At 60.6% G+C, this 23,448-nt stretch carries 22 protein-coding genes and 3 pseudogenes; 17 read left to right on the top strand and 8 right to left on the bottom strand.

Going from position 1 to position 23,448, the window contains the following annotated elements; translation table 11 throughout:
• Positions 1–22 precede the first annotated feature (22 nt).
• Positions 23–328: pseudogene (locus L630_RS21825) on the bottom strand (transposase); the annotation flags it as partial.
• 20 nt (positions 329–348) lie between these two features.
• On the bottom strand, positions 349–1,551 hold the full coding sequence (locus L630_RS0118710) for an IS256 family transposase (protein ID WP_024849733.1): 1,203 nt from the start codon (positions 1,549–1,551) through the stop codon (positions 349–351).
• 752 nt (positions 1,552–2,303) lie between these two features.
• Here L630_RS0118710 and L630_RS23600 point away from each other — a divergent pair.
• The 5 genes and pseudogenes from L630_RS23600 (at position 2,304) to L630_RS0118695 (ending at position 3,796) form a co-directional block, all read left to right on the top strand.
• Positions 2,304–2,501, top strand: a complete 198-nt coding sequence (locus L630_RS23600; RefSeq protein ID WP_348602459.1) for a glycosyl hydrolase 108 family protein — start codon at positions 2,304–2,306, stop codon at positions 2,499–2,501.
• A pseudogene (locus L630_RS23490) lies at positions 2,431–2,781 on the top strand (glycosyl hydrolase 108 family protein); the annotation flags it as partial. The gene L630_RS23600 and the pseudogene L630_RS23490, both read left to right, overlap by 71 nt.
• Positions 2,782–2,857: 76 nt before the next feature.
• Positions 2,858–3,082, top strand: coding sequence for a hypothetical protein (locus L630_RS23485; protein WP_024849732.1), 225 nt, complete (start codon positions 2,858–2,860; stop codon positions 3,080–3,082).
• Positions 3,079–3,453 carry a hypothetical protein gene (locus L630_RS23480; protein ID WP_245263805.1) on the top strand — a complete coding sequence of 125 codons (375 nt, stop codon included), beginning with the start codon at positions 3,079–3,081 and terminating at the stop codon, positions 3,451–3,453. Before L630_RS23485 ends, L630_RS23480 begins: the two co-directional genes overlap by 4 nt.
• Positions 3,454–3,499: 46 nt before the next feature.
• Positions 3,500–3,796: a hypothetical protein gene (locus L630_RS0118695; RefSeq protein WP_245263804.1), complete on the top strand. Its 297-nt coding sequence runs from the start codon at positions 3,500–3,502 to the stop codon at positions 3,794–3,796.
• Positions 3,797–4,053: 257 nt separating this feature from the next.
• On the opposite strand, the gene L630_RS23555 is transcribed toward L630_RS0118695, so the two are convergent.
• Together L630_RS23555 and L630_RS0118685 are read right to left on the bottom strand one after the other, a co-directional pair.
• A complete protein-coding gene (locus L630_RS23555; protein WP_280940250.1) occupies positions 4,054–4,176 on the bottom strand; it encodes a hypothetical protein in 123 nt (40 codons plus the stop codon).
• Positions 4,177–4,551: 375 nt separating this feature from the next.
• On the bottom strand, positions 4,552–4,758 hold the full coding sequence (locus L630_RS0118685) for a hypothetical protein (protein ID WP_024849729.1): 207 nt from the start codon (positions 4,756–4,758) through the stop codon (positions 4,552–4,554).
• Positions 4,759–5,221: 463 nt separating this feature from the next.
• On the opposite strand from L630_RS0118685, the pseudogene L630_RS21805 reads away from it, so the two are divergent.
• The 6 genes and pseudogenes from L630_RS21805 to L630_RS0118650 all read left to right on the top strand — a co-directional run.
• A pseudogene (locus tag L630_RS21805) lies at positions 5,222–5,986 on the top strand (IS3 family transposase); the annotation flags it as partial.
• 603 nt (positions 5,987–6,589) lie between these two features.
• The gene (locus L630_RS22645; protein ID WP_186445293.1) at positions 6,590–6,967 is read left to right on the top strand and encodes a helix-turn-helix transcriptional regulator; all 378 of its coding nucleotides are present in this window, start codon (positions 6,590–6,592) and stop codon (positions 6,965–6,967) included.
• Positions 6,968–7,117: 150 nt separating this feature from the next.
• Positions 7,118–7,492, top strand: coding sequence for a transposase (locus L630_RS0118670; RefSeq protein WP_024849727.1), 375 nt, complete (start codon positions 7,118–7,120; stop codon positions 7,490–7,492).
• 525 nt (positions 7,493–8,017) lie between these two features.
• Complete coding sequence (gene glmS / locus L630_RS0118660) at positions 8,018–9,841, top strand: glutamine--fructose-6-phosphate transaminase (isomerizing) (protein ID WP_024849725.1); 1,824 nt, start codon at positions 8,018–8,020, stop codon at positions 9,839–9,841.
• 595 nt (positions 9,842–10,436) lie between these two features.
• The gene (locus L630_RS0118655) at positions 10,437–11,555 is read left to right on the top strand and encodes a site-specific integrase (RefSeq protein ID WP_024849724.1); all 1,119 of its coding nucleotides are present in this window, start codon (positions 10,437–10,439) and stop codon (positions 11,553–11,555) included.
• A 255-nt stretch (positions 11,556–11,810) separates the two neighbouring features.
• Positions 11,811–12,038 (top strand): WGR domain-containing protein, encoded by a 228-nt coding sequence (locus L630_RS0118650; RefSeq protein WP_024849723.1) that lies wholly within the window; start codon positions 11,811–11,813, stop codon positions 12,036–12,038.
• On the opposite strand, the gene repC is transcribed toward L630_RS0118650, so the two are convergent.
• The 4 genes from repC to L630_RS0118630 form a co-directional block, all read right to left on the bottom strand.
• Positions 12,031–13,326: a plasmid replication protein RepC gene (gene repC, locus L630_RS0118645; RefSeq protein WP_024849722.1), complete on the bottom strand. Its 1,296-nt coding sequence runs from the start codon at positions 13,324–13,326 to the stop codon at positions 12,031–12,033. The two genes, L630_RS0118650 and repC, sit on opposite strands and share 8 nt — an antisense overlap.
• 179 nt (positions 13,327–13,505) lie before the next feature.
• Positions 13,506–14,528: a plasmid partitioning protein RepB gene (gene repB / locus L630_RS0118640; protein WP_024849721.1), complete on the bottom strand. Its 1,023-nt coding sequence runs from the start codon at positions 14,526–14,528 to the stop codon at positions 13,506–13,508.
• On the bottom strand, positions 14,528–15,730 hold the full coding sequence (gene repA / locus L630_RS0118635; protein WP_024849720.1) for a plasmid partitioning protein RepA: 1,203 nt from the start codon (positions 15,728–15,730) through the stop codon (positions 14,528–14,530). Before repA ends, repB begins: the two co-directional genes overlap by 1 nt.
• Before the next feature lie 174 nt (positions 15,731–15,904).
• The gene (locus tag L630_RS0118630; RefSeq protein ID WP_024849719.1) at positions 15,905–17,446 is read right to left on the bottom strand and encodes a helix-turn-helix transcriptional regulator; all 1,542 of its coding nucleotides are present in this window, start codon (positions 17,444–17,446) and stop codon (positions 15,905–15,907) included.
• A gap of 149 nt (positions 17,447–17,595) precedes the next feature.
• On the opposite strand from L630_RS0118630, the gene L630_RS0118625 reads away from it, so the two are divergent.
• From L630_RS0118625 to L630_RS21800, 6 genes are all read left to right on the top strand, one after another.
• Positions 17,596–18,945, top strand: coding sequence for a substrate-binding protein (locus L630_RS0118625; protein WP_024849718.1), 1,350 nt, complete (start codon positions 17,596–17,598; stop codon positions 18,943–18,945).
• 89 nt (positions 18,946–19,034) lie between these two features.
• Entirely contained in the window at positions 19,035–20,066 is a 1,032-nt protein-coding gene (locus L630_RS0118620) for a branched-chain amino acid ABC transporter permease (RefSeq protein WP_024849717.1), read from the top strand.
• Entirely contained in the window at positions 20,067–21,212 is a 1,146-nt protein-coding gene (locus L630_RS0118615; protein WP_024849716.1) for a branched-chain amino acid ABC transporter permease, read from the top strand.
• An 11-nt stretch (positions 21,213–21,223) separates the two neighbouring features.
• Entirely contained in the window at positions 21,224–21,991 is a 768-nt protein-coding gene (locus L630_RS0118610; protein ID WP_024849715.1) for an ABC transporter ATP-binding protein, read from the top strand.
• Entirely contained in the window at positions 21,991–22,743 is a 753-nt protein-coding gene (locus L630_RS0118605; RefSeq protein WP_024849714.1) for an ABC transporter ATP-binding protein, read from the top strand. Before L630_RS0118610 ends, L630_RS0118605 begins: the two co-directional genes overlap by 1 nt.
• A 122-nt stretch (positions 22,744–22,865) precedes the next feature.
• A partial coding sequence (locus L630_RS21800; protein WP_034330886.1) for an AMP-binding protein occupies positions 22,866–23,448 on the top strand: 583 nt, incomplete at its 3' end.

Raw genomic sequence — 23,448 nt, 5'->3', positions numbered from 1 at the left:
GCGGGGCTCAGAAGTTTCCCGAAGCAGCCTCTTTCAGGATCAGCTTCTCGAGTGTCAGGTCCGAGACCGCCTTGCGCAGCCGGTCATTCTCTTTCTCGAGCTCCTTCAGCCGCTTNACCTGGTCACCCTTCAGGCCNCCGAACTCCTTGCGCCACCGGTAATACGTAAACTGCGTCACGCCGATCAAACGGACCGCTTCTCCGACAGAACGACCTTGCGACAACAGAACATCGACTTGGCGCAGCTTCGCCACGATCTCTTCGGCTTTGTGCTTCTTCTGGGATCGTGCCCCACTGCGTGGTGTAACTGAGGCTTGGCCTCCACGCATATCCGGCTTGGCCGGGCTGGTCAGCGTGCGGGAACTGCCGGCAAGCTGACGAGGGGATCATCGCTCAACGGGGCGACGGATTCCAGCGTCATATATCTCGCCCGCTGAACCGCCCATTCATCGTTCTGTTCGAGCAGGATAGCGCCGACGAGGCGGATGATTGCGTCCTCGTTGGGGAAGATGCCCACGACCTCGGTCCGGCGCTTCACCTCGCCATTCACCCGTTCAATCGGGTTGTTGCTGTGCAACTTGGCCCGATGCTCCTTGGGGAAGCTCATGTAGGCGAGGACGTCGTGCTCGGCCTCATCCATGATGGTGGCAAGCTTGGGCACGCGAGGGCGGATTTGGTCGGCAACGGCGCGCCACTGGGTGCTGGCCGCCTCCGGCGTCTCCTGGGCGAAGGCCGTGGCGATAAAGGCACTGGCCACGCGGCGACCGCTCTTGCCGGCATGGGCGAGGACGTTACGCATGAAGTGAACGCGGCAGCGCTGCCATGTGGCGCAAAGCACCTTGGTGACGGCGGCCTTGATGCCCTCATGGGCATCGGAGATCACCAGCTTCACGCCTCGCAGGCCGCGGCGGGTCAGCTTGCGCAGAAACTCGGTCCAGATCGCCTCGGCTTCCGAGGTGCCGATCTCCATGCCCAACACCTCGCGCCGGCCATCGGCATTGACGCCCACGGCCATGATGGCGGCCACCGAGACGATGCGGCCGCCCCGGCGCACTTTGAGGTAGGTGGCGTCGATCCACAGGTAGGGCCAGTCGCCCTCGATCGGCCGCTCAAGGAAAGCCTTCACCCGCCCATCGATCTCCTCGCACAGGCGGCTGACCTGGCTCTTTGAGATGCCGCTCATGCCCATGGCTTTGACCAGGTCGTCCACCGACCGGGTCGAGATGCCTTGGATATACGCCTCCTGGATCACCGCCGTCAGCGCCTTCTCGGCCAGCCGCCGAGGTTCCAGAAAGCCAGGGAAGTAGCTGCCCTTGCGAAGCTTGGGGATGCGCAGCTCGACCGTGCCGGCCCGGGTCTCCCAGTCCCGCTCGCGGTAGCCATTGCGCTGGACCCGCCGCTCGGCGCTCTTTTCGCCATAGCCGGCGCCAGTGGCGGCACCCACTTCCATTTCCATCAGCCGTTCGGCAGCAAAGCCAATCATCTCGCGCAGAATATCGGCGTCGGGGGCCTTCTCTACCAGCGAGCGCAGGTTCATCATCGAGTCGGTCATCGGTGGTCCTTCAGGTACAGGGTTGGCGTAAGCAACCAGACCTTACCGGAAATCCGTCGATGACCACCCAGCCGCTCGCTCGCTACGGCGCTCCTAATGGCGCGCTCGCGAGCGGCTTGACCACCTCAGTTACACCACGTCCCGGGACACGACCTCTTCTGGGGCATTCCAACGTCCTCCTACGGCTCAATAGCCTACTTCAGGGAGGACCACTTTTCAGGGGGCAGACCAATTCGACATGGCCGTTGCATCCTGATCATCACTTGGGGTAGTTGGCACGGACCAAGGGTGCGGCGCAAGCCGTGGCTGCAACTCGCAGATCTGAGCCTGCACCGACCGGCAACGGCGGAAGGAGAACTTTATCACAGGCTGGGCGCAGATGATGACCTGGCCAGTAAATCTAACTGACGGCACTATCGAAAATATGGTGCCAGCGTCGCTATAGCGATGGCTAGTCCGATGAGAACAATAATCAACGCGATAAGTTGTGTTCCGGTGAGGGGGCTTTGCATCTCTTGCCTATGAACGTGGCGGTCTGAACATACGACTTTCGGGGTAGATAGCACGTCAAACTACGTGGGTCATCACCATCCAAACCTCACGCATTGACTCTGGGTAAATCCAATTCTCCTACACTCATCACGCGCGCGGCGGTAAGACGACATCTCGGCAGCACACGTAGAAAAAACCGGCGCTAAGGCCGGTTTATTTGGGCTGCTTGGAATGCTTGTTGCCTGAAGGGTGTCACCTTCATGCTAATTGGCAGCGCGCGCACTTGTTCCCACAAAAAGGATCGAACCATGGACCGCAACTTCCAGCGGGCGCTTCCGCTTGTCCTCAAACATGAAGGTAGCTTCGTGAACCATCCGGCAGATCCGGGTGGTGCAACCAAACAAGGGCGTCACGCTGGCGTCGTTCCGCGCCTATGTGAAGCCGAACGGCTCGGTTGAGGATCTGAGGGCCATCACCGATACGCAGGTCGCGACCGTCTATTACCGGCACTACCGGTCCGCAGTAAATGCGCAGGCGCTCCCCGCTGGCATCGACTACGCCGTGTTCGACTTCGCGGTGAATAGCGGGCCCGGTCGCGCAGCGCAGTATCTGCAGGCGGTGCTTGGCGTCTCGCAGGACGGCCGGATTGGGCCCGCAACGATTGCTGCAGCCGAGAAGGCAGACGCTCGGGCTGTAATCGACGCACTCTGCGATAACCGTCTCGCATTCCTCAAACGCATCACAAACAAGGGCAAGCGCATGTGGGACACGTTCGGCAACGGATGGCAGCGCCGCGTCACCGAACAAGCCCGTAGTGCCGTCGTCCGTCGAGAAGGAAGTCGAAAAGAAAACCGGCCTCTGGTCGTGGATCACGGGCCTGTTCAGTTCAGGCGCGCTTGGTCTCGGCTGGTTGGCTGGAATGGACTGGCAAGCAATCGTCGCGATCGGCTGTGTCGTGCTGGCGTTCCTCGTCGTCATCTTCCTAATGCGCCGGCAGATCATCGCGGGCGTGAAGGAGATCCGGGAAGGGCTGGCGTGATGTTCGGCCTTCGCGACTGGCTCAAGGTCGCTGCAGGCGCGGCCCTCGGTGCCGCAGTCATGTCGGTGCCTGTCTATCTCTATGGCAAGGCGGACGGCCGGCAGATCGAGCGCGCCGCCTCTCTCACCCGATCTGTCGAATCTCTCCGCGAAAGGAACGCGACCGATGACCGGTTCGCAACATGGACGACGTTGCTCTCTGCCGCGCTCTTGGCGGGTTGCCAGACGAGTGCTCCGGCCTTGTTCTGTGATGGGTGGCGAAAGCTATCGCCCTCAGCAGACACCCGCAATTTCATCATCGAGAATGACCAGCCCTTTGCGGAAGGCGTCGCGTCTTACAATGGGTTCGGCGCTCAGCGCGGCTGCTGGTAGCCGAACCATCATCATCAACGGGCGTTTCTAAACAGGGGCTGGGCGTGTGACCGAAAAGGCAAGCGAGATGGATCATGACCTTCGGTCGAGAGTGGTGACACTGGAGCACGCCTCGGCATCGAGAGAGCAGCGCCTTACCGCGCTCGAAACATGGCAGCGCCAGCGGGACATTGATTCAGCCCGTCATGACGAGCGCTGGAAGAACATGGACGAACGCTTCGCCCGCGTTGAACTGTCGCTCCAGAGCGTCAACGGCACGCTCACATGGATCAACCGCCTGATCATCGGCGGCATCATCATGGGCATCATCGCATTCATGGTGAAGGGCGGGTTTGCACCTTAGAGCAAGCCGCTTCCATTACCTTCCATTAGCGACCTGTAGCGCCCCGCTGGCTTCGGCTGGTGGGGCGTTCTGCGTTCGGAGCCTATGCCTCAATAGGGAAGGCGGAGAGTCGAACTGCGAGCGGTAGGGTGCCCTGCGCCCGAAGGGGCCCGTGACGCAGGCTGTCGGCTGTTGGGTGCTAGGGGCGCTACCAGCCGACGCGCGTCTCCTCGGCCATCAATCCCTACCACGGGGTTAACTGGCTTAAGACGCCCTTCTTAGATACGGAAAAGCTGATCCAGCGTGAGCAACGCGTCCTTGAGACCGAGCGGCGCGAATTGCTCTGCGAAGCGCTTCAGGGCATCCGCCTCATCCGGCATCAGTTCGATCGTGAGTTTCATCGCCAAACCCTCCAAGGCACAACAGTCGCACAAAATCGGGAAGTGTGGTAGCATCACGCTGACAGGCGAGGTTCATATGGCTTGGTACGATTTCGCTTCCTTTGATACTCCCAATGGCTCCCGAACCTATGTTGTGCGCGAGTACAGCGAGGTCGACGCGGATACACTTGACGTCGAAGATTGGGGGCATGATGGCAAGGGGCCGTACCGCGATATGCGCCTAACGCGGTTGGGCGGGGTTTGGGTCGAGGAAGCAAGCACAGAATGGGCACCACGTAAAACCGAAGTGCTCGCACGAATATTCATTTCTGCTGCGAATGGTGCTGGGGGCTGCTACTCAACGTGGCCCTGAAGATTATGCGCAAGGCCTAGAATTCAGTCGCCAGCCGGATCCGGATCGTGCCCGTAGGCAATGTGCTGCGCTGCGATGACGTTCACGAGCGAGGCGCAAACCTCTTCAGCCGTCCAGCCTTTGGTGATTGCCTCATCGACCAGAACGCGTACGGGCATGTCTAGCGCGTGTTCGCATTCCAGCTGACGATCCGGATGGTCTACGACAAGGCTTGGTGCATCAACGTTCATGGCATCCCTCCAGGTGCGCATGGTAACGCGGCATCACACAACATGTTCAGACTCGGCTTGATCGGCGCTATGTTCTCGGTATGTACCAAAAGAGCAACGCAACAATTCAGGGCACTATCGATGTCCAGATGGGGATCAGGGCTTGGTGCAACTCCTGCCACCACGTGCCCGGGCTTGACCTCATCGCCTTGCGCGATCGGCTCGGGCCGGATCACCGCGCGATGCACGACGACCTTGTTCCGAAGCTTCGATGCCAGTCATGCGACGGCAAGGATATCGGCTTGATGGTGTACGATGCGACGCCGCGCGGGGAGGATAGGGCGCGCGCATTAGAACGTGTGGGCAACAAAAATTGGAACTCGCCCGAAAATCGAGTTGGAACTCTTGCAGCGCCTGCCGTCTAGTTTGTTGATTTCGTGGCAACCCCGACAGTATTCAAACCTGTGACCATCTGCTTAGAAGGCCGGTGGCATGGCTGCGCGACGCGCTGGATGCTCCCGCTCGGGGGTTCCATGCCTGGCTCAACCGCAGCCCCAGCGCTCGCTCGCGGCACGACGAGGTGTTGGTGACGGCGATTGATCGCAGCTTCAAGAGCAGCGACCGAACTATGGTGCTCGCCGCGTCTGGCATGACGTGCTGGCCGAGGGCCTGTCCTGCGGTTTGCATCGCGTCGAGCGCCTCATGCGGGAGAACGGGCTGCGTGCCCGGCCTCGGCGTCGTGGGCTGCCGAAAGACACCGGCGGGCGAGCCGTGGTGTCGGGCAGCATCCTCGACCGCGCTTTCGAAGACTCGGCCCCGAACCAGAAGCGGATCGCCGACTTCACCTATACCTGGACCGCCGAAGGTTGGCTCTACGTTGCCGCCGTCGTCGACCTGTTCACCAGGCGCGTCGTCGGTTGGGCGATGAAGGCCGAGATGACGGCACAGCTCGTCCGACGCTCTCATCATGGCGGTCTGGAGGAGAGGCAAGTCCGACAGCCTGTTGCACCACAGCGATCAGGGCAGCCAGTATACGAGCGAGCAGTTCCAGCGGCTGATGACCGATCACGGCATCACCTGCGCGATGAGCCGGTCAGGCAACGTCTGGGACAATGCTGCGATGGAGAGCTTCTTCTCGTCGCTGAAGACCGAGCGGACAGCCCGCAAGGTCTACAGGACGGGGGACGACGCCAGCGCTGATGTGTTCGATTACATCGAGCGCTTCTACAATCCCCGGCGACGGCACTAAACATTGGGCTATGTGAGCCCCGTCCAGTTCGAGGAGAAAGCTATGTTAGCTTAACCTCATGTCCGAAAAACGGGCAGCAGGCCAGTATTGTCGAGCTTGCGGAAGCGGGTTTGTTGTATACTTTAGGAATGAATGCACTACCTCTTATTAGATAGATGCGTCGTGTAAGGCATTGTGTTTCGTTGACCCAACGGTCCAGGTATAAGCTTCTGATCTTCAGTCACGCAATATTTACAAGGCATTTGGCTCGGAAAGAGAGACATCCAACGAGACTAAAAGCGCTACCCCTGGCTCTCCACTATAATGACTTGGTCACGACTTGTGGCAATCTCAGCGCATATATAGAAACCGGGCATGACGCCTGTTTTGTACCACAGGCACGAATGGGAATTTGGCCATGGCTTCGAGATCAGGTGACATCGCGAGTAAGGATCGTCTTCATCTAACTGCGCAGATCGTTTGCGCGTACGTTTCCTTCAATAAAATACCCATGCAAGATGTACCTATGCTCATCAGGGGCATTCATACTGCGCTCGGTCAGACCGGAACCCCCCCCGTGCATCAAACCAAATAAAAAGAAACTTCGGAGCAAATGCGCACAGATTGAATGAACTGCAAGCCCCTAAGAAGATTTTGTCGCGAAATCGTCGTTCGACCGCTCTTGAGAACCAAGCTACGTTCACAAATAAGATTGCATCAAACGTCAAGGATTCATCTTCAGGAGGCAAACGGGAGGAGGTTGGTCTTTGGCTCAGAGAGCGCCGTGAGGCAAGGGGCCTTACTCAACGTGCACTGGCGGAGATGATTGGATCAGTCTACTTTACTTACATCTCTCAAGTTGAATTAGGCCAAAGCCGAATTATCCCTGAACGCTGGCCACAATGGGCCGACGCCCTTGACATTGAATTATCTGTTTTTGCAATGAGAATGCTTGAGGCATATGATCCAATCGCTTACCGCATGATCTTTTCTAGCGACTAGCATGATCAGTTACTTCGCACGTGTATGTAAGTATCCGCGCTGACCTTAGCAACGATGACATTCAAGCTCTAAAGCGCGTCGCCGTTTAGGAGATTCAGGATTCCGGTCTTGGTGGTATTGTGATGCGTTGTGGGCGAGAGGGAGATCGCGATGGGACAGCGGCACGCACAGGAATTGCGAGTTCAAGTGATTGCCTTTGTCAAGGAATGTCACAGCAACCGTAAGGCGGCGCGGCATTTCCGTGTATCGCCGCGCTTCGTGAACAATTTCGTGAAGCTGAAGGCGGCGACTGGCTCGCTGCAGCCGCACCATCCGGGCCACGCGCCCGGCGGCGGCAGGTTTGCCACGCATACGGCGTTTGTGCGCCGCCGCATGGAGGAGGCCGGCGATCTCACGCTCGATGAGCTGGGCGTGGAGTTGACTGAGCGGGGTCTCAGCGTCCACCGCTCGAGTGTCGGCCGGCTGCTGCACCGCCTAGGTTCAGCAATAACAAACTCTGCAGACCAGCGAGCGGCAGGCGCGTGAGCTTTGGATCACCCGGCGCAAGCCCTTCTTCGACAAGGCCTTGGCGCGGCCGGTCTTAATTGACGAGTTCGACCGACACCCTGCTGACCAAGCGCTGCGGCTGGAAGACCCAGACCATCATCTGCCGGTCTGCGCTGCCATGGCAATTGCGCCATAGACCGTGCACCGGCCGATGAACACGAAGCTCTTTGACGCCCTCGGCGAAATCTGCGATCTCTTCGATCCGCAGCGATGGTTGCTGCGCTCGTCAGCATCGGCGAGGGCGGATACGTTGCGTCTGGCAGTGTCGTCAAGCAGGATGTGCCCGCTGACGCTCTTGCCTTTGGACGCGCTCGACAGGAGACGAAGCTCGGCCTTGGTCACAAGTTGCGCGATAGGCTCAAGGCAAAGTCCGGAAAATAAACGAATAACTGATTCGGGTTGTGCCGTTTGGCACGACACTTGCTGAAATGAATTGTGACTTCTCCCGCACAAGACGGACGTCCTATGACCGTCTGCAATTCGGGGTAGAAAAGGGGTGGCGGCATGTGCGGAATTGTCGGGATAGTTGGGCGGGCTGACGTTGCGCCACTCATCGTGGATGCGTTGAAGCGGCTTGAATACCGTGGTTATGACTCAGCAGGCGTCGCAACCATTTCACATGGCGCGCTTGGGCGGCGACGTGCGGAAGGAAAGCTCGTAAATCTTGAGCGGCGTTTGGCCGATGAGCCACTTGATGGCACGATCGGGATTGGTCATACGCGCTGGGCGACACACGGTGTTCCCAATGAGGCAAATGCCCATCCGCATTTTTCCGGTGACGTCGCTGTGGTTCACAACGGCATTATCGAAAACTTTGCCGAACTTCGGGCTTCGTTGATCGCTGACGGCTTTGAGTTTCATTCTCAAACTGACACCGAGGTCATTGCGCATCTGGTCACCCGGGAGCTCAAAGCGGGGAAGAATCCTGTATCGGCCGCGCACGCCTCGTTGAGGGTACTGCGCGGAGCGTTTGCGCTCGCAATCATGTTCCGGGGCGATGAAGATTTGATCATCGGTGCCCGGAACGGTCCTCCGCTGGCTGTCGGCCATGGCGAAGGCGAGGTGTATTTGGGCTCTGATGCCATCGCGCTGGCGCCGTTCACCAACGCCATTACCTATCTCGAAGATGGCGACTGGGCCGTGCTGCGTCGCAGCGGCGTCGAAATCTTTGATATTGCGGGTAGCCCTGTCAGTCGTCGGCAACAGCAGTCGCTTGGGACTGCCTACATGGTCGACAAAGGCAATTATCGTCACTTCATGGAGAAGGAAATTTACGAGCAACCGGAGGTCGTCTCCCATACGCTCGCGAACTACCTCGATTTTGCAAACTCCAAGGTGAAGGAGCCCCCGCTTCCCTTCGACTTCGCGAAGCTCGATTGTCTCTATGTGTCAGCCTGCGGCACCGCCTATCTCGCGGGCCTGGTAGGAAAGTACTGGATCGAACGCTATGCGCGTCTTCCAGTCGACATCGATATCGCCTCGGAGTTCCGCTATCGGGAATTGCCGATAACCAAGAACAGCGCCGCGCTTTTCATCTCACAGTCGGGAGAGACGGCCGACACGCTGGCTTCTCTGCGTTATTGCCGCAGTGAGGGTCTGCCGATCGGCGCGATCGTCAACGTGCGGGAATCGACGATCGCCAGAGAATCGGATGGGGTGTTTCCGACCCTTGCCGGCCCCGAAATTGGCGTTGCATCGACAAAGGCATTCACCTGTCAGCTATCAGTCCTGGCGGCACTTGCCGTTCGCGCAGCAGTCGCGCGCGGCACAGTGGATGCGGTTCAGGAAGCGCAGCTGGTTCGCGAGTTGTCAGAAGCGCCAGGATTGGCGCATCAAGTCTTGAAGCTGGCGAGCCAGATCGAGCGTCTGGCGCGCGACCTTTCGCAATACAAGCACGTCCTGTATCTCGGCCGCGACACCAACTTCCCCTTGGCGATGGAGGGTGCCCTCAAGCTCAAGGAAATTTCCTACATCCACGCGGAAGGCTATGCGGCGGGTGAACTGAAGCACGGTCCTATCGCACTGATCGACGAGAAGATGCCGGTCATCGTGATTGCGCCTCACGATCGCATTTTCGAGAAGACGGTCTCCAACATGCAAGAAGTCGCAGCACGTGGAGGTAAAATCATCCTCATCACCGACGCGAAGGGCGCAGCGGAGTCGACGGTCGATACGCTCGCGACCATCGTCGTTCCCGATGTGCCGGAAATCATCTCCCCGATTATCTACGCCTTGCCGATCCAGCTGCTGGCTTATTACACGGCGGTGTTCGTCGGCACGGACGTCGACCAGCCGCGCAATCTCGCGAAGTCGGTTACGGTCGAATAGCAGGCGCTATCCGGCCCTCAAGAGCTTGGCAGCATCATCGCGGCCATACAGATGATGAGATCCTCTCGGAATTTGGACCGTCCGGCTGGAGTATTTTTCCGGGGATAGGCTCATGGCGGATGGGCTACGCCATGGCCATTCATGAGCGATCTCGGCACCTTGTTGCCGAGATCGCTGCCGTGAATAAGTCCGACTTTGTCGCCGCAGATCGGTCGCAGACCGTGCGTAACGGTCTTCGGCCGAGATCCATTTTATTTTCCCAACTCTTCGGCGAAGCGGATCGGACGATCCTAAAGAAAAAAAACACATTGCATTTGAGGCTTCCCATGCGCCTATGGATTGTGGTTGCATGTGCTCGCAGTCTATTCACGCTGAAGCGCGCTCCTAACAGCGCCCATTGCCTTCCAATGGCGCTCCACTAGGCCCCTGGATGTGCGGTTATCTTTCGAATTCACCGCTAATCCGCCGCTACCTGCGAACATGTGCGATGCACGATAATGTTGCCTTATCATCCCTATTCTGATTCCCTCCTTTAGGCACAGCAAAGCGCTGATTCGCCGGCGAAATCGGTGTTGTGGAGCGTGGGAGCTTAGGGATGACCGACACAGACCCTTCTGACGAAGATCTTGCCGACATCGTTGATGTCGTCGGGGAGATGGGCCGGGATGCGCATGAGGGCGCCCTCCCCTCCCCTACCAAGCCCATGGACAGTTCGAGGCTTCCTTCCCGGCAATTTGAAGAGCTGACAGAAAAAGCGCGGTCGTACGTCGAGGCGGCGAGTTCGGTGAATACTCGCCGCGCCTATGCCTCCGACTGGAAGCATTTCACCAGCTGGTGCCGCCGCCAGGGAATCGAACCGTTTCCACCCAGTCCACATACCGTTGGCCTCTACATTACCGCGTGCGCCTCGGGAACTGTCACCGGCGATCGCAAGCCGAATTCCGTCTCAACGATTGAGCGGCGGCTATCATCGCTCGGCTGGAACTATGCGCAGCGCGGTCTCACTCTTGATCGCAAGGACCGGCACATTGCCACCGTCATGGCCGGCATCCGCAATCGCCACGGTAAGCCTCCGCGCCAGAAGGAGCCAATTATGCCAGAAGATCTGCTGGCGATGCTCGAGACGCTCGATCGCGGGACGCTGCGTGGCCTGCGCGACCGGGCGATGCTGCTGATCGGATTTGCCGGTGCCCTACGTCGCTCGGAAATCACCGGCCTCGACGTCGGCCGTGACCAGACCGAGGACGGGCGCGGCTGGATCGAGTTTTTCGAGAACAAAGGCGTGCTCCTGACGCTTCGCGGCAAGACCGGCTGGAGGGAGGTGGAGATCGGCCGCGGCTCGTCCGACCAGACCTGCCCGGTAGTGGCGTTGAAGACGTGGCTGGACTTCGCCCGCATCGCGCATGGGCCGGTGTTTCGGCGGGTAATCGGCAATGGCAAGAAGGTCGGCCCTGACCGGCTCAACGACCAGGCGGTTGCCCGTCTCGTCAAGCGTGCAGCGCTCGCAGCCGGGCTGCGTGGAGATGTGGCCGAAGGCGAACGGGGCTATCTTTTCGCCGGCCATTCGCTCCGCGCAGGCCTTGCCTCCTCGGCCGAAGTCGACGAGCGCTATGTGCAAAAGCAACTCGGCCACGCTTCGGCGGAGATGACCCGCAAGTATCAGCGCCGCCGCGACCGTTTTCGCGTCAACCTCACCAAGGCGGCTGGGCTGTAGCCCCTCCCCTACGTTGGGAGGTCTTTTCTTGCTGAGCAGGAACGCGCAGCTCGTGGTCCCTGCATGACCCACAGTGTCGCGCCCATCCACCGCGCCCGACCTTCGGATCGCAGTTCCCGCAAGGCCGGACGAACCCGGTCTTCTCACGGTCCGCCTTCTCCGAGACGATAACCAATCAACGCGATGAATCGACGCCCTCCGATCGATTCAAAACTTGCGTTGGACGGGTAGAGTCCATGCCGCCAGACTTCTGGCATGACGCTCCTGATGCACCGTATCGATCCCGCCAAGAACGCCTACCGCTTTTACACGCTTTCGCTCGAGCCGACGCTTTTCGGCGACGTTGCGCTCGTCCGTCGCTGGGGCCGCATCGGCACCCGTGGCCGCCAGATCATCGAACTGCATCCGGACACCCCTTCAGCCTTTCGCGCCCTGCAGCATCACCGCAGCAACCGGCAACGGCACGGCTACCGGCTTATCTGAGGCGCGGTGGCCCATCCGTTCCCCCCGGGGCCGATGGCCGCAGTTCAAGCGAGCGCACGGCGCCTGACGTACCGCCGGCATCCATCCTCGCCCTCAGCAGCGCCATGATCATCGGCCAGGTTGAGAACTTCCCCTCCCCTGCCCTCTCGGTGAGGTTGCGCAGATATCCGCCCGGATTGGCGATCTGCCCGGAGCGTTGGTATATCGCGGCAAGCGTGATAGCCGCCTGCTGCTCGCCCATGGTGTGGCAGGCAGCCCGCCATGCGCTTGGGCTCACCCCCAGCATCGGCCGCACCAGTTCCGCTGCGGCCAGGAAGTCGCGCCATTGCCGGATCGTGCCGCCGCTCAGGCTTGCCTCGGCAAACTCCCGCATCGCCGGGCAGGCGTCCAGAACCAGCGACAGCGGCATTTCGCGTACTGGCAGCATGCGGACGTTGCCGGCTTCCTCGGCAGGTGCCGCTTCTGTTCGTTTTCTTGAGCCGTTTTCAGATTCAGGAATGGAGTCTGGATTTGAATTCTGTATGTGCGCGCCAGAATGGGACTCATTGACGTCCGGAATCTGCGAATTTGCAAATGATTCCAATGCCTCGCGGATATTGCTCCAGAGCTGGTGCAGTTCGTCAGTCACTTCGGCCAGGATTTCAAGGCTGGCAAGGCGTGGCAGGCGCGAAATGATCTCCTGGTAAGCAAGCGTGACCCGGCCCCAGTTGCCTGGCACCTTCTCCTCGATCGCAGTCTCGATCATTTTGACGATGTCTCGGCGAAGCAGCGTCACCTTCTCGCGCGCAACACGCAGCGCTTTGCGCTCCTCACGCACGGTGTCGGCCATGTCCTCGAACTCAGCGGCCCGGGCCACGATCGGCGACAGGTCGAAGCCGTAGGCTTGCTCGATCTTGCCTTCATCGCTCTTGCGCGCAAAGCGCTTGCCGTTCGGACTGTCGCGGCGGATGATGAGACCGCATTCTACGAGGACTGCAAGATGCCGGCGCAGGGTCGTTGCCGGCATTCCGTTGGCACGTGCCATTAGCTGCTCGTTGGACGGCCACACGATCAGTTCGTCCGAGCCAGAGAGCTCGGTTTCCGGATGGAACGACAGTAACGCGTTGAGGATTGCAAGTGCCCGGTCCGTGGCGCCGATAAGGTCGCGCGCCTCACGGATGTGCTGGAACACCTTCCACTTATTTGCCCTGGCGGTTGCCGGGATCTGGCGTGCTGCCGCCTGCCTTGCGATCATGGCAAGCGTCATCGTTCGCCGCCCAAAGGGCGACGTCACGTTATGCGTCTGCATTTTCCTTCACCTTTCCTCAGGCAAAAGAAACCTGCTCGCCAAAACGACGCGATCGAGCCTCAAAGACTCTTGACGCTGATTCCGGGAAATGCGATTCTCTAGCTACCACACTATGAGAAGGGCTTCCGGAACGTGTTTCGGGGGCCTTTTTCTTTTGCGGTTCCTACTCCGTCTTCACCTTATGAATTCGCCTTGCGGAATGCCTCGTAGAGGCTTTCCAGGTTGCCGGCGAGCCATGTCCCGAAGGGCTTGGCCTCCTTGTCCGTAAGTTCGAGTGTGTAACTGGCACGACTGGCCTTCGTAGCCACCGCGACCTTGCCGTCGCTCGGGCGCCAGACCAGCGCCTTCGCGGTCTCCTTGCGCTTCGGCGCGGACGCCTTGTCGAGCCCCGTATCGAGGAATTCTAGGCGCGCATCGCTGTCGAGGCTGAGGAAGTCCAGGGAGCCGATGAGCCCCCTCGCCTTTTCAAGCGCCTCGTCGGAGCGCAGCTTGATCGCGACCTTGTACCACTTGTCGCGGCCGCTGTTGCGCGCCGGGCCAATCGCCGAAACGATGTCGTCCGGGATATCCTTGGTCACCGAAATCATCTTCGAGACGACCGTCTTGTCGACCGAAAGCGCCGACATAATCACTTCGCGTTCGTACCCCCTCGCCTCAAGGCGGGCGGCGAACATAGCCTTCTCGATGAAGGACAGGTCAGCACGGGCACTGTTTTCCTGCCCCTGGGCAATGACATGCTCGCGGTCGTCCAGCAACTTGATGACCGCACGGACTTTCCGCCCCAGCGCTCTCGCGGCTCGCACGCGGCGATGGCCGAACACCGTCATGTAGCGGTCGGGTCGTTCAGGGTGCGGACGCACCAGGATTGGACTGTCCTGCCCCCTCTCCCGGATTGCGGCAACGAGTTCCTCGAACGCGGCTTCATCTTCCTCGATGCGGTCGGCAACAAAGGAGACGTCAATCTGCTCGGGATCGAGCTCGACGACAGTCGCGCCTTCCAGCAGCTTTGCCTCGAACTCCTTCACCGCTTGCGCCTTCTCGGCGAGCTCATCGATCGAACGCGTGATCGCACCGAACGCACCGCGATTACGATTCCGCTCCATGGCAGGCGTCAGCGTGCTCTCGGCCGACTGCTCGGTCGGCGAGTTGACTGCAGTCAACTTACGCTCGGTGAGGGACAGGAGGAGGTTCTTCCTGGACATCAGCGACGACCCCACGCTTTCTGGATCAGCTCGACGATCTCCCGATTGACCAGGTGCAGCGACTCCATCGCGCGGTCATAGGTCGACCGTGTGAACTGCGAGCGGTCGATCTCGTACAGCGTCTGCTTGGTGATGCCGGCGTCCGAGATTGCAGTGCTTTTCAGCATCTCGTTGACGAGGACATGCTTCTTGAAGATCGCGCGCATGAAGGCGACCATCTGGCTCTGCGGTCCGTCGGTCGGCTCGTAGCGCGTGACGAGGTAACGCAGCCAGTCGAGCTGCATGTTGGCGCCGGCGCGCTTCAGCGTGCCCATCACCTCGCCCATCATCATCAGGAACTGGCACATCGACATCACGTCGAGCATCTGCGGATGCACGGTGATGAGGACGCCCGTCGAGGAGGATAGGGCGGTCAGGGTCAGGTAGCCGAGCTGCGGCGGGCAGTCGATGATGACGACGTCGTAGTCGTCGGCAACGTCGGCCAGCGCATCGTCGAGGCGGCCGAAGAAGATCCGGCCCATCGAGCCATCGTCGCGCGACAGGGCGAGCGGCGTGTCATACTCGTATTCCTGCAGTTCAAGATTCGCGGGAACGATGTGTAGGCCTGGAAAATTGGTCGGCCGCACCAGCTCGCGCAGCGACTTGCGCTGGTCGTCATAGCGCAGCGCCTCGTAAAGCGATTCATTGCGGTCGATCTCCGGCTGGAAACCATGAAGAGCCGACAAGGACGCCTGCGGATCGAGATCGATGACGAGGACGCGATAGCCCTCAAGCGAAAGATGCTGCGCAAGGTGCGCGGCCGTTGTCGTCTTGGCGCTGCCGCCCTTGAAGTTGACGACAGAGATGATCTGGAGATGTTCGCCCTCGCGCCGGTGCGGCACGTATTTTGCGGTACGCGCATTCTTGTCGAGGTAGTGCCGCATCTCGAGCATCTGCTCGGCGGTGTAGGAGCGGCGCCCGGAAGGCGTAACGGCCGGCTGTGGCCCCTTGCCTTCCAGCGACAGGTTCTTCAGGTAACCCGGAGTGACGCCGAGATAGTTCGCCACCTCGGCCAGCGAGAATGAGCGCAGCGTCTTGCGAGCATCCGGCGGGAACATCTCCATGCGATGCTCGTGCAGCATCGCTGAAAGCTCGTTCGCCTGCTGAGTGACCAACAGGTCGACGTCTTCGATTTCCCTTTTTATCCTTGCTTGCATATTCACCGGAAAATCTCGCACATGCGGTTTCTACGCGACCTGAGGCGCACAACCGCATCTAGCTACGATTCTCGATTCGGAGCAAGGAGTTTAAGGTTAACAGAATCTTAACGCGCGCCAGCCGGAAACAGCAGTTGACTGCAGTCAACTCACATCATTTTCGTCAACTTGGACGGATACTCATGCAGCGGCATCATTGCGATGGGCACACTCGAGGCGAGGGCAGAGCAGGCACGAGGGCCCAGCCTGGACATTCTCGTCCGCAGCATCGAGCGCCCTGCCATAAACTGTCCGGTCCGCGTAAAATACGTCGCACGACAGCATGATTGCATAAACCGGCGAAAGCCTCTCGAAGCTGCCAGTGTACTTCCTCACCTGGCGTGCGACCTGCAGGAAGCGTGAGCCGCTCGGGAATACCGATACCTGCCGGACGATCTCACTGGTCGAGAAGGCGCGGTAGATCGGCCATAGAAGGCAGCCATGGCCTGAAGCAGGCAGGATCAAACCGGGGAGGGTGAAACGCTTGGTCAGTCGCCCGGCCCGGTCGGCGCGCAGGAAGCCGAATGGCACGCCTTCCTGCCCTTTGCGCCGCAGCGACACGAACCGCTGCGCCACCTGCTCGAAGTCGGCGCCGATGAGGTTGCCGATTAACTCAATATCGTAGCGGCGTTCTTCAGCCATACCGTGGATGCGGTCGTAAGGCATCATGATCGCGGCGGCGACATAGGAGGAGAGGGCCCGTCTCGCGATCTGGCGGGCTTCATCTGACACCAGCGTAAGCGCCAAGACCGCACTGTCGATAGCGTCGCCTGCCGCCAGTCTCGCATAGCGGCGGAGCATGCGAAAAATGCGCGTGGCAGGAGAGGCGGCTTCGGGCAACAGCATGATGCGCGCGGAGTCGAAGCCCGGCGCAAGCGCTTCGCGGCCGTCGGCACTTAGCCGGCAATCGATACCAAAGCGCGTCGCCATCAGCTCAACCAGGCGGCTCTCCTGCAACGGCCGCTCCGGAGGCAGGACCTTCGCCAGTTCGTCCGCGACCTCCTCGAGCGCCGGAAAATAATTCTCGGCTTCGATGATCGCCTCGTCGATCTCATTCATCGGCGATACCGGCTTGCTGAGCAGGCTCGATGATGTGTCGAAGTAACCGATCAGGCTCTGCAGGGTAGGGACGAGGTCGCGCGCCTCCTTATTGATTGTGGCGGCGAAACGGCGCTGCTCCTCCGCCGTGAGGTCCGACGTCGTCGCAACGATCTCGGCCGATGACTTGATGCCGGCGACACGGTTGAGAATCTCGTGCAAGAGCGACGACAGGAACGGGTCGGACTTGAGACGATGCTGCAACGCCTCGATATTCGCGGCCGCGTCCACATAAGCGCGGTAGAACCTGGTCAGCGCGGTGGCGAATTCCGGGAAGCGGCTGACAACCTCGCGAATGTCGTTTTGCGAAACCTCGATGCCCTGCATCACCGGGTTGAACATCAACTCGTTGATGGTCGCGATCGATTGAGCCTCGCTCTCATCGGAGAGGTAGGCCATGTCGACGCCAAGTCGCTCACCGATCCGCAGCAGCAGGCTGCCGCCGATGGCCCGCTTGTTGTTCTCGATGAGGTTCAGGTAGCTCGGGGAGATGCCGAGCGCACTTGCAAGTGCAGCCTGCGACAGCCCCGCAGACATTCTCTTGCGCCTGATCCGCGTTCCGACCGGGGTTCTGACTGCTACCATCAGTCAATCATCTTTACACGATTGAATGTCGTTAGTTGCAATCGTTGACAAGAATATTGGGTCAAGTCAAATGATTGTTGTGCGGATGACAAATTGTGTCAAAATTTTGCTCGCGAGTGGGAGATGTTGGCTCGCGTGGAGGAGACACAATGGCAAAATTCATTACCAGCAGGCGTACTGTACTTAAAGGAACCGGTGCGGGCATCGCCGCACTGTCGACCCCCTACTTCTTCAGCAAGGGCGCTTGGGCGCAGGACTTCTGCAACAACCCGACCGGCAGCACCGTTACGATCGGCCTCAACCTGCCGCTTACCGGCACCTATGCGGAAGAGGGCGCGGACGAGCTCAAGGCCTACGAACTCGCGGTCAAGCATCTTAACGGCGAGGGTGACGGAGGCCTCCTCAACGTGCTGAAGCCTTCGGCGCTGAAAGGAAATGGCGTCCTCGGCAAGAAGGTCCAGTTCGTCACGTCCGACTCGCAGACCCTTTCCGACGTGGCCCGTGCCGGCGCAACCCGCATGATCGAGCGCGACGGTGCCATCATGATCACCGGCGGTTCGTCTTCGGGTGAAGCTATCGCCGTGCAGTCGCTCTGCCAGGAACTCGGCGTCATCTTCATGGCCGGCCTGACCCACTCGAACGACACGACCGGCAAGGATAAGCGCCGCTATGGCTTCCGCCACTTCTTCAACGCCTACCAGTCCGGCATCGCTATCGCACCGGTGCTGAAGGAAGCCTACGGCAGCGACCGCCGCGCCTACCACTTGACCGCCGACTACACCTGGGGCTGGACGCAGGAAGAGTCGATCAAGGCCGCGACCGAAGCGCTAGGCTGGGAGACGGTCGCCACCGTCCGCACGCCGCTCGGCGCCGCCGACTATTCGCAGTACCTCACCCCGGTTCTCAACTCGGGCGCTGACGTGCTGATCCTGAACCACTACGGCAACGACATGGTCAACTCGCTGACCCAGGCCGTCCAGTTCGGCATGCGCGACCGCCAGGCCAACGGCAAGCAGTTCGAGGTCGTCGTCCCGCTGTTCTCCGAACTGATGGCTAAGGGCGCCGGCGAGAGCATCAAGGGCATCTTCGGCACCTCCAACTGGCACTGGAACCTGCAGGACGAAGGCTCGCAGGCCTTCACCAAGTCGTTCGGCGCTGCATATGGCTCGCCGCCGTCTCAGGCCGCTCACACCGCCTACGTTCAGGCGCTGCTCTACGCCGATGCGTGCGAGCGGGCTGGCACCTTCTATCCGCCGGAAGTCATCAAGGCGCTGGAAGGCTTCGAGTTCGACGGCATGGGCAACGGCAAGACGCTTTATCGCGCTGAAGACCACCAGTGCATGAAGTCGGTTCTCGTCGTGCGCGGTAACGAAAACCCGACCAGCCAGTTCGACGTGCTCGATGTGGTGCAGGAAGTCGGCCGCGACGTCACCACCTATGATCCATCGATCTTCGGCGGCGAACTCGGCGACGCCGAACCGGTACCGACGTGCTCCTGATGAGCGACGACTGAATCCTTCGCCTCGCCGCCTCCGCGCGGCGGGGCGAGGTTCACTCGCAAGGGAAGGGCAGTACCGGGAGGCCGGCCATGTTTGAAGTCATCTTTCTGCAGTTTCTTAATGGGCTGGACAAGGGCAGCGCCTACGCGCTGATCGCCCTTGGCCTGACGCTCGTCTTCGGCACGCTGGGCGTCGTGAACTTCGCCCACGGTGCCCTGTTCATGCTTGGCGCGTTCTGCGCCGTGGCCTTCCGCTATTTCCTGACGCTGGAAACGGTCACGGTCGACCCGACAAAGCTGTCGCCATGGGGCCAGCCGGTCGAGGTTCGCGAACCGCTGGTCCAGGCATGGTTCGGGGACTTCGGCGCCTGGCTCGTCAACTATTCGGTTCCCGTATCTCTTCTCGTCTGCATTCCCGTGATGCTCTTCGTGGGCATTGCCATGGAACGCGGCATCATCAAGCATTTCTATAAGCGGCCGCACGCCGAGCAGATCCTCGTCACCTTCGGCCTCGCCATCGTGCTGGGTGAACTGGTCAAGGCGTTCTTCGGCCCCAACCCGCATCCACAGCCGATGCCCGACACTCTGCGCGGCGCAGCCGACATCGGCTCCTGGCTCGGCATGCGGGCCGGCGTGATCACCTATCCATGGTGGCGCCTCGTATACTTCCTTTTCGCAACTGCGGTGATCGGTGCTGTGTTCGCCTTCCTGCAGTTCACCACCTTCGGCATGGTCGTGCGTGCCGGCATGGCTGACCGCGAGACGGTCGGCATCCTCGGCATCAACATCGATCGGCGCTTCACCATCATGTTCGGCATTGCGGCGATCGTCGCAGGCATGGCCGGCGTCATGTACACGCCGCTGCTTCCGCCGAACTACACGCTCGGCATGGATTTCCTCGTCATCTCCTTCGTGGTGGTCGTGGTCGGCGGCATGGGCTCGCTGCCGGGCGCCATCGCGGCAGGCTTCCTGCTCGGCATCCTGCAGTCCTTTGCGTCGATGACACAGGTGAAGGCGATCATTCCGGGCATCGACCAGATCATCATCTACCTCGTTGCCGTCGTCATCCTGCTCGTGCGTCCTCGCGGACTGATGGGCCGCCGCGGCGTCATGGAGGCCTAAATGACCAGCTTCATGTCCAGAAAAGACTTCATTCTGTTCGCCGGCTTCACGATCGTCGTGCTGCTGCTGCCGATCCTGGCTGCGCCCTTCGGCGCAGCCTATCCGGACCTGCTGCAGCGCTTCATGATCTACGGAATCTTCGCCGTCGGCTTCAACATCCTGTTCGGCCTCACCGGCTACCTCTCTTTCGGCCATGCGGCCTTCTTCGGCGTCGGCTCCTATGCGGCGATGTGGTCGTTCAAGTTGCTGTCGATCAATGCGCTCCCCGCGCTCATCTTCGCAGTCATCATCGCGGGGCTATTCGCGCTCGCTATCGGCTACGTGTCCTTGCGCCGTTCAGGCATCTACTTCTCGATCCTGACGCTCGCTTTCGCGCAGATGAGCTACAACCTCGCCTATTCGGTGCTCACCCCGATCACAAACGGTGAGACCGGCCTGCGCATGACCCTGCAGGATCCGCGCGCCCTGGACCGGCTGTTTTTCGAGGCTTCCCCCGGCGCCCCAGTGCCTTCCATATTCGGCATGTCGCTGTCCGGCTGGAACGGCTTCTATTTCACCGCCCTGTTCATGATCGCCACGTTCTTCCTGGCAATGCGGATCAACAACTCGCCCTTCGGCATGATGCTCAAGGGCATCAAGTCGAACCAAAACCGCATGAACTACACGGGCTTCAACACGCGCCCCTACACGCTGACCGCGTTCGTCATCTCTGGCATGCTGGCGGGTCTCGCGGGTGCGCTGCTGGTCGTTACCGACCCGCTCGCCGGTGCAGAGCGCATGCGCTGGACCGCTTCCGGCGAGGTCGTGCTGATGACCATCCTCGGCGGTGTCGGCACGCTGGTCGGGCCTGTCATTGGCGCGATGATGATCAAGTACTTCGAGAACATCTTCTCGTCGTTCAACGCCAACGTCCTCAACAACTTCTACAGCTTCCTGCCGGACGGCGTCCGCGAAGTCATGGTGACGATTTCGTCGAAGTTCGTCGGCGAAGGCTGGCACCTCTCGCTCGGCCTGATCTTCGTGCTGATCGTGATGTTCCTGCCGGGTGGCGTCATGGAAGGCGTACGCCGCATCGCTGCCTCCTTCAACCGCCGCGCCAATGGAAACAAGGCCGAAGCGCGCGTCGCAACCGCGCCGGCTGAATAGGAGACGATATCATGCATCCTCAAAACAACGTCGTTCTCCACGTCGCCGACGTTCACAAGCGCTTCGGGGGCCTGCATGCCCTGGCTGACATCGACCTGCAGGTCGAGGAAGGCAAGACGCATGCGATCATCGGCCCGAACGGTGCAGGCAAGTCCACCCTGCTCAACGTGATCATCGGCCGCCTGCCGCCGACCAGCGGTGCCGTCATCTTCGACGGCACCATCCTGACCGGCAAGAAGCCCCACGAGATCAACCAGCTGGGTGTCGCCCGCGTCTTCCAGACGCCGGAGATCTTCTCCGACCTCTCGGTGCTGCAGAACGTGATGACGCCGGCCTTCGCCCGCCGCGACGGCGCCTTCAAGATCAACATGTTCCGCCAGGTCGACAACGAGCATGAGATCCGCGAGGAGGCGGAAGCCATGCTGGAAGACGTCGGCCTGATCAGCCGGCGCGAAGTCCACGCCGGTGCCCTGTCGCGCGGCGACAAGCGCCGGCTGGAGCTCGCCATGTGCCTGATCCAGAAGCCGCGCCTGCTGCTGCTCGACGAACCGACCGCCGGCATGAGTCGCCACGACACTAACACAACCATCGAGCTCCTGAAGAAGATCAAGGCGCGCGGCATGACCAAGATCATCATCGAACACGACATGCACGTCGTGTTCTCGCTCGCCGACAAGATCAGCGTGCTCGCGGGCGGCCGCATCATCGCGGAGGGCCTGCCGGAAGAAGTCCGTGGCGACCCGCGTGTTCAGGAAGCCTATCTTGGAGGAGCGCACTGATGAGCGCACTTGCAGTCGATACCGCGCCCGCATCCGCTTCGCCGGAACGCGCCTTCTTCTCCGTCAGGGACATCCACGCCTATTACGGGGAAAGCTACATCGTCCAGGGCGTCAGCCTCGAGATCAACCACGGCGAAATTCTCGCCCTCCTTGGCCGTAACGGCGCCGGCAAGACCTCGACGCTGCGCGCCATCGCACGCCTCGACGACCCGGAACTTCATCGCGGCGAGATCTGGCTCGACGGCCAGCCGATCCACAAGATGAAATCCTTTGAGGCCGCTCGGGCCGGCATCCAGCTCGTACCGGAAGACCGGCGCATCATTCAGGGCCTCACCGTGGAGGAAAACCTGATCCTGTCGCAGGTGGCACCCGGAAAGGGCTGGGAGCTCGACCGCATCTACGGCCACTTCCCGCGTCTTGCCGAGCGTCGCAAGCAGGAGGGGACGACGCTTTCGGGCGGCGAACAACAAATGCTGGCGATAGCCCGCGCCCTTGCGCGCGACCTTAAGCTGCTGCTGCTCGACGAACCCTATGAGGGTCTTGCGCCGGTGATCGTCCACGAGATCGAAGGCATCCTTACCGAGATCAAGAAGCTCGGCATCACCACCATCATCGTCGAGCAGAACGCCGTCGCGGCGCTCAAGCTCGCCGATCGCGCCGTCATCCTCGACACCGGCGAAGTCGCCTTCACCGGCACGGCGCAGGAGGTGCTCGAAAACGCGCAGCTGCGCCACGAGTACCTCGCAATCTGATCCCCTGGGCGAGGGCGGGGAACCTGGCCTAGTCAGGCAGGGGAGGGCGCATCGCTGTGCTGCAACAGCAGCACGGCGATGCGCTTCCAACATCATCATTTTCGGAACTGGGAGCGCAATTCATGTCGGGTTCGGTGGTTCACCCTGTCCAGTCTGCGTGGAAGAAGGACGCGCTGATCGACGACGAAACCTACCTCAAATGGTATGAGGCGAGCATTTCAGATCCCGACGGGTTCTGGGGCGAGCACGGCAAGCGCATCGACTGGTTCAAGCCGTATACGAAGGTCTCCAATGCCTCGTTCGAGGGCAACGTCTCGATCAAGTGGTTTGAGGACGGCGAGACCAACGTCTCCTACAACTGCATCGACCGCCATCTCGACAAGCGCGGCGATCAGGTCGCCATCATCTGGGAAGGCGACAATCCGTACGACGACAAGAAGATCACCTATCGCGAGCTTTACGAGCATGTCTGCCGGCTCGCCAACGTCCTGAAGGCGCANGGCGTCAAGAAGGNCGACCGCGTCACCATCTACATGCCGATGATCCCCGAGGCAGCCTATGCGATGCTTGCCTGCGCGCGCATCGGCGCCATCCACTCGGTCGTCTTCGGCGGCTTCTCGCCGGAAGCGCTGGCCGGCCGCATCGTCGACTGCGAGTCGACCTTTGTCATTACCGCCGACGAGGGCCTGCGCGGCGGCCGCTCCA

It is taken from the genome of Aminobacter sp. J41 (assembly GCF_000526635.1).
Classification (GTDB): domain Bacteria; phylum Pseudomonadota; class Alphaproteobacteria; order Rhizobiales; family Rhizobiaceae; genus Aerobium.
This window is presented reverse-complemented; position numbering and strand designations above follow the sequence as displayed.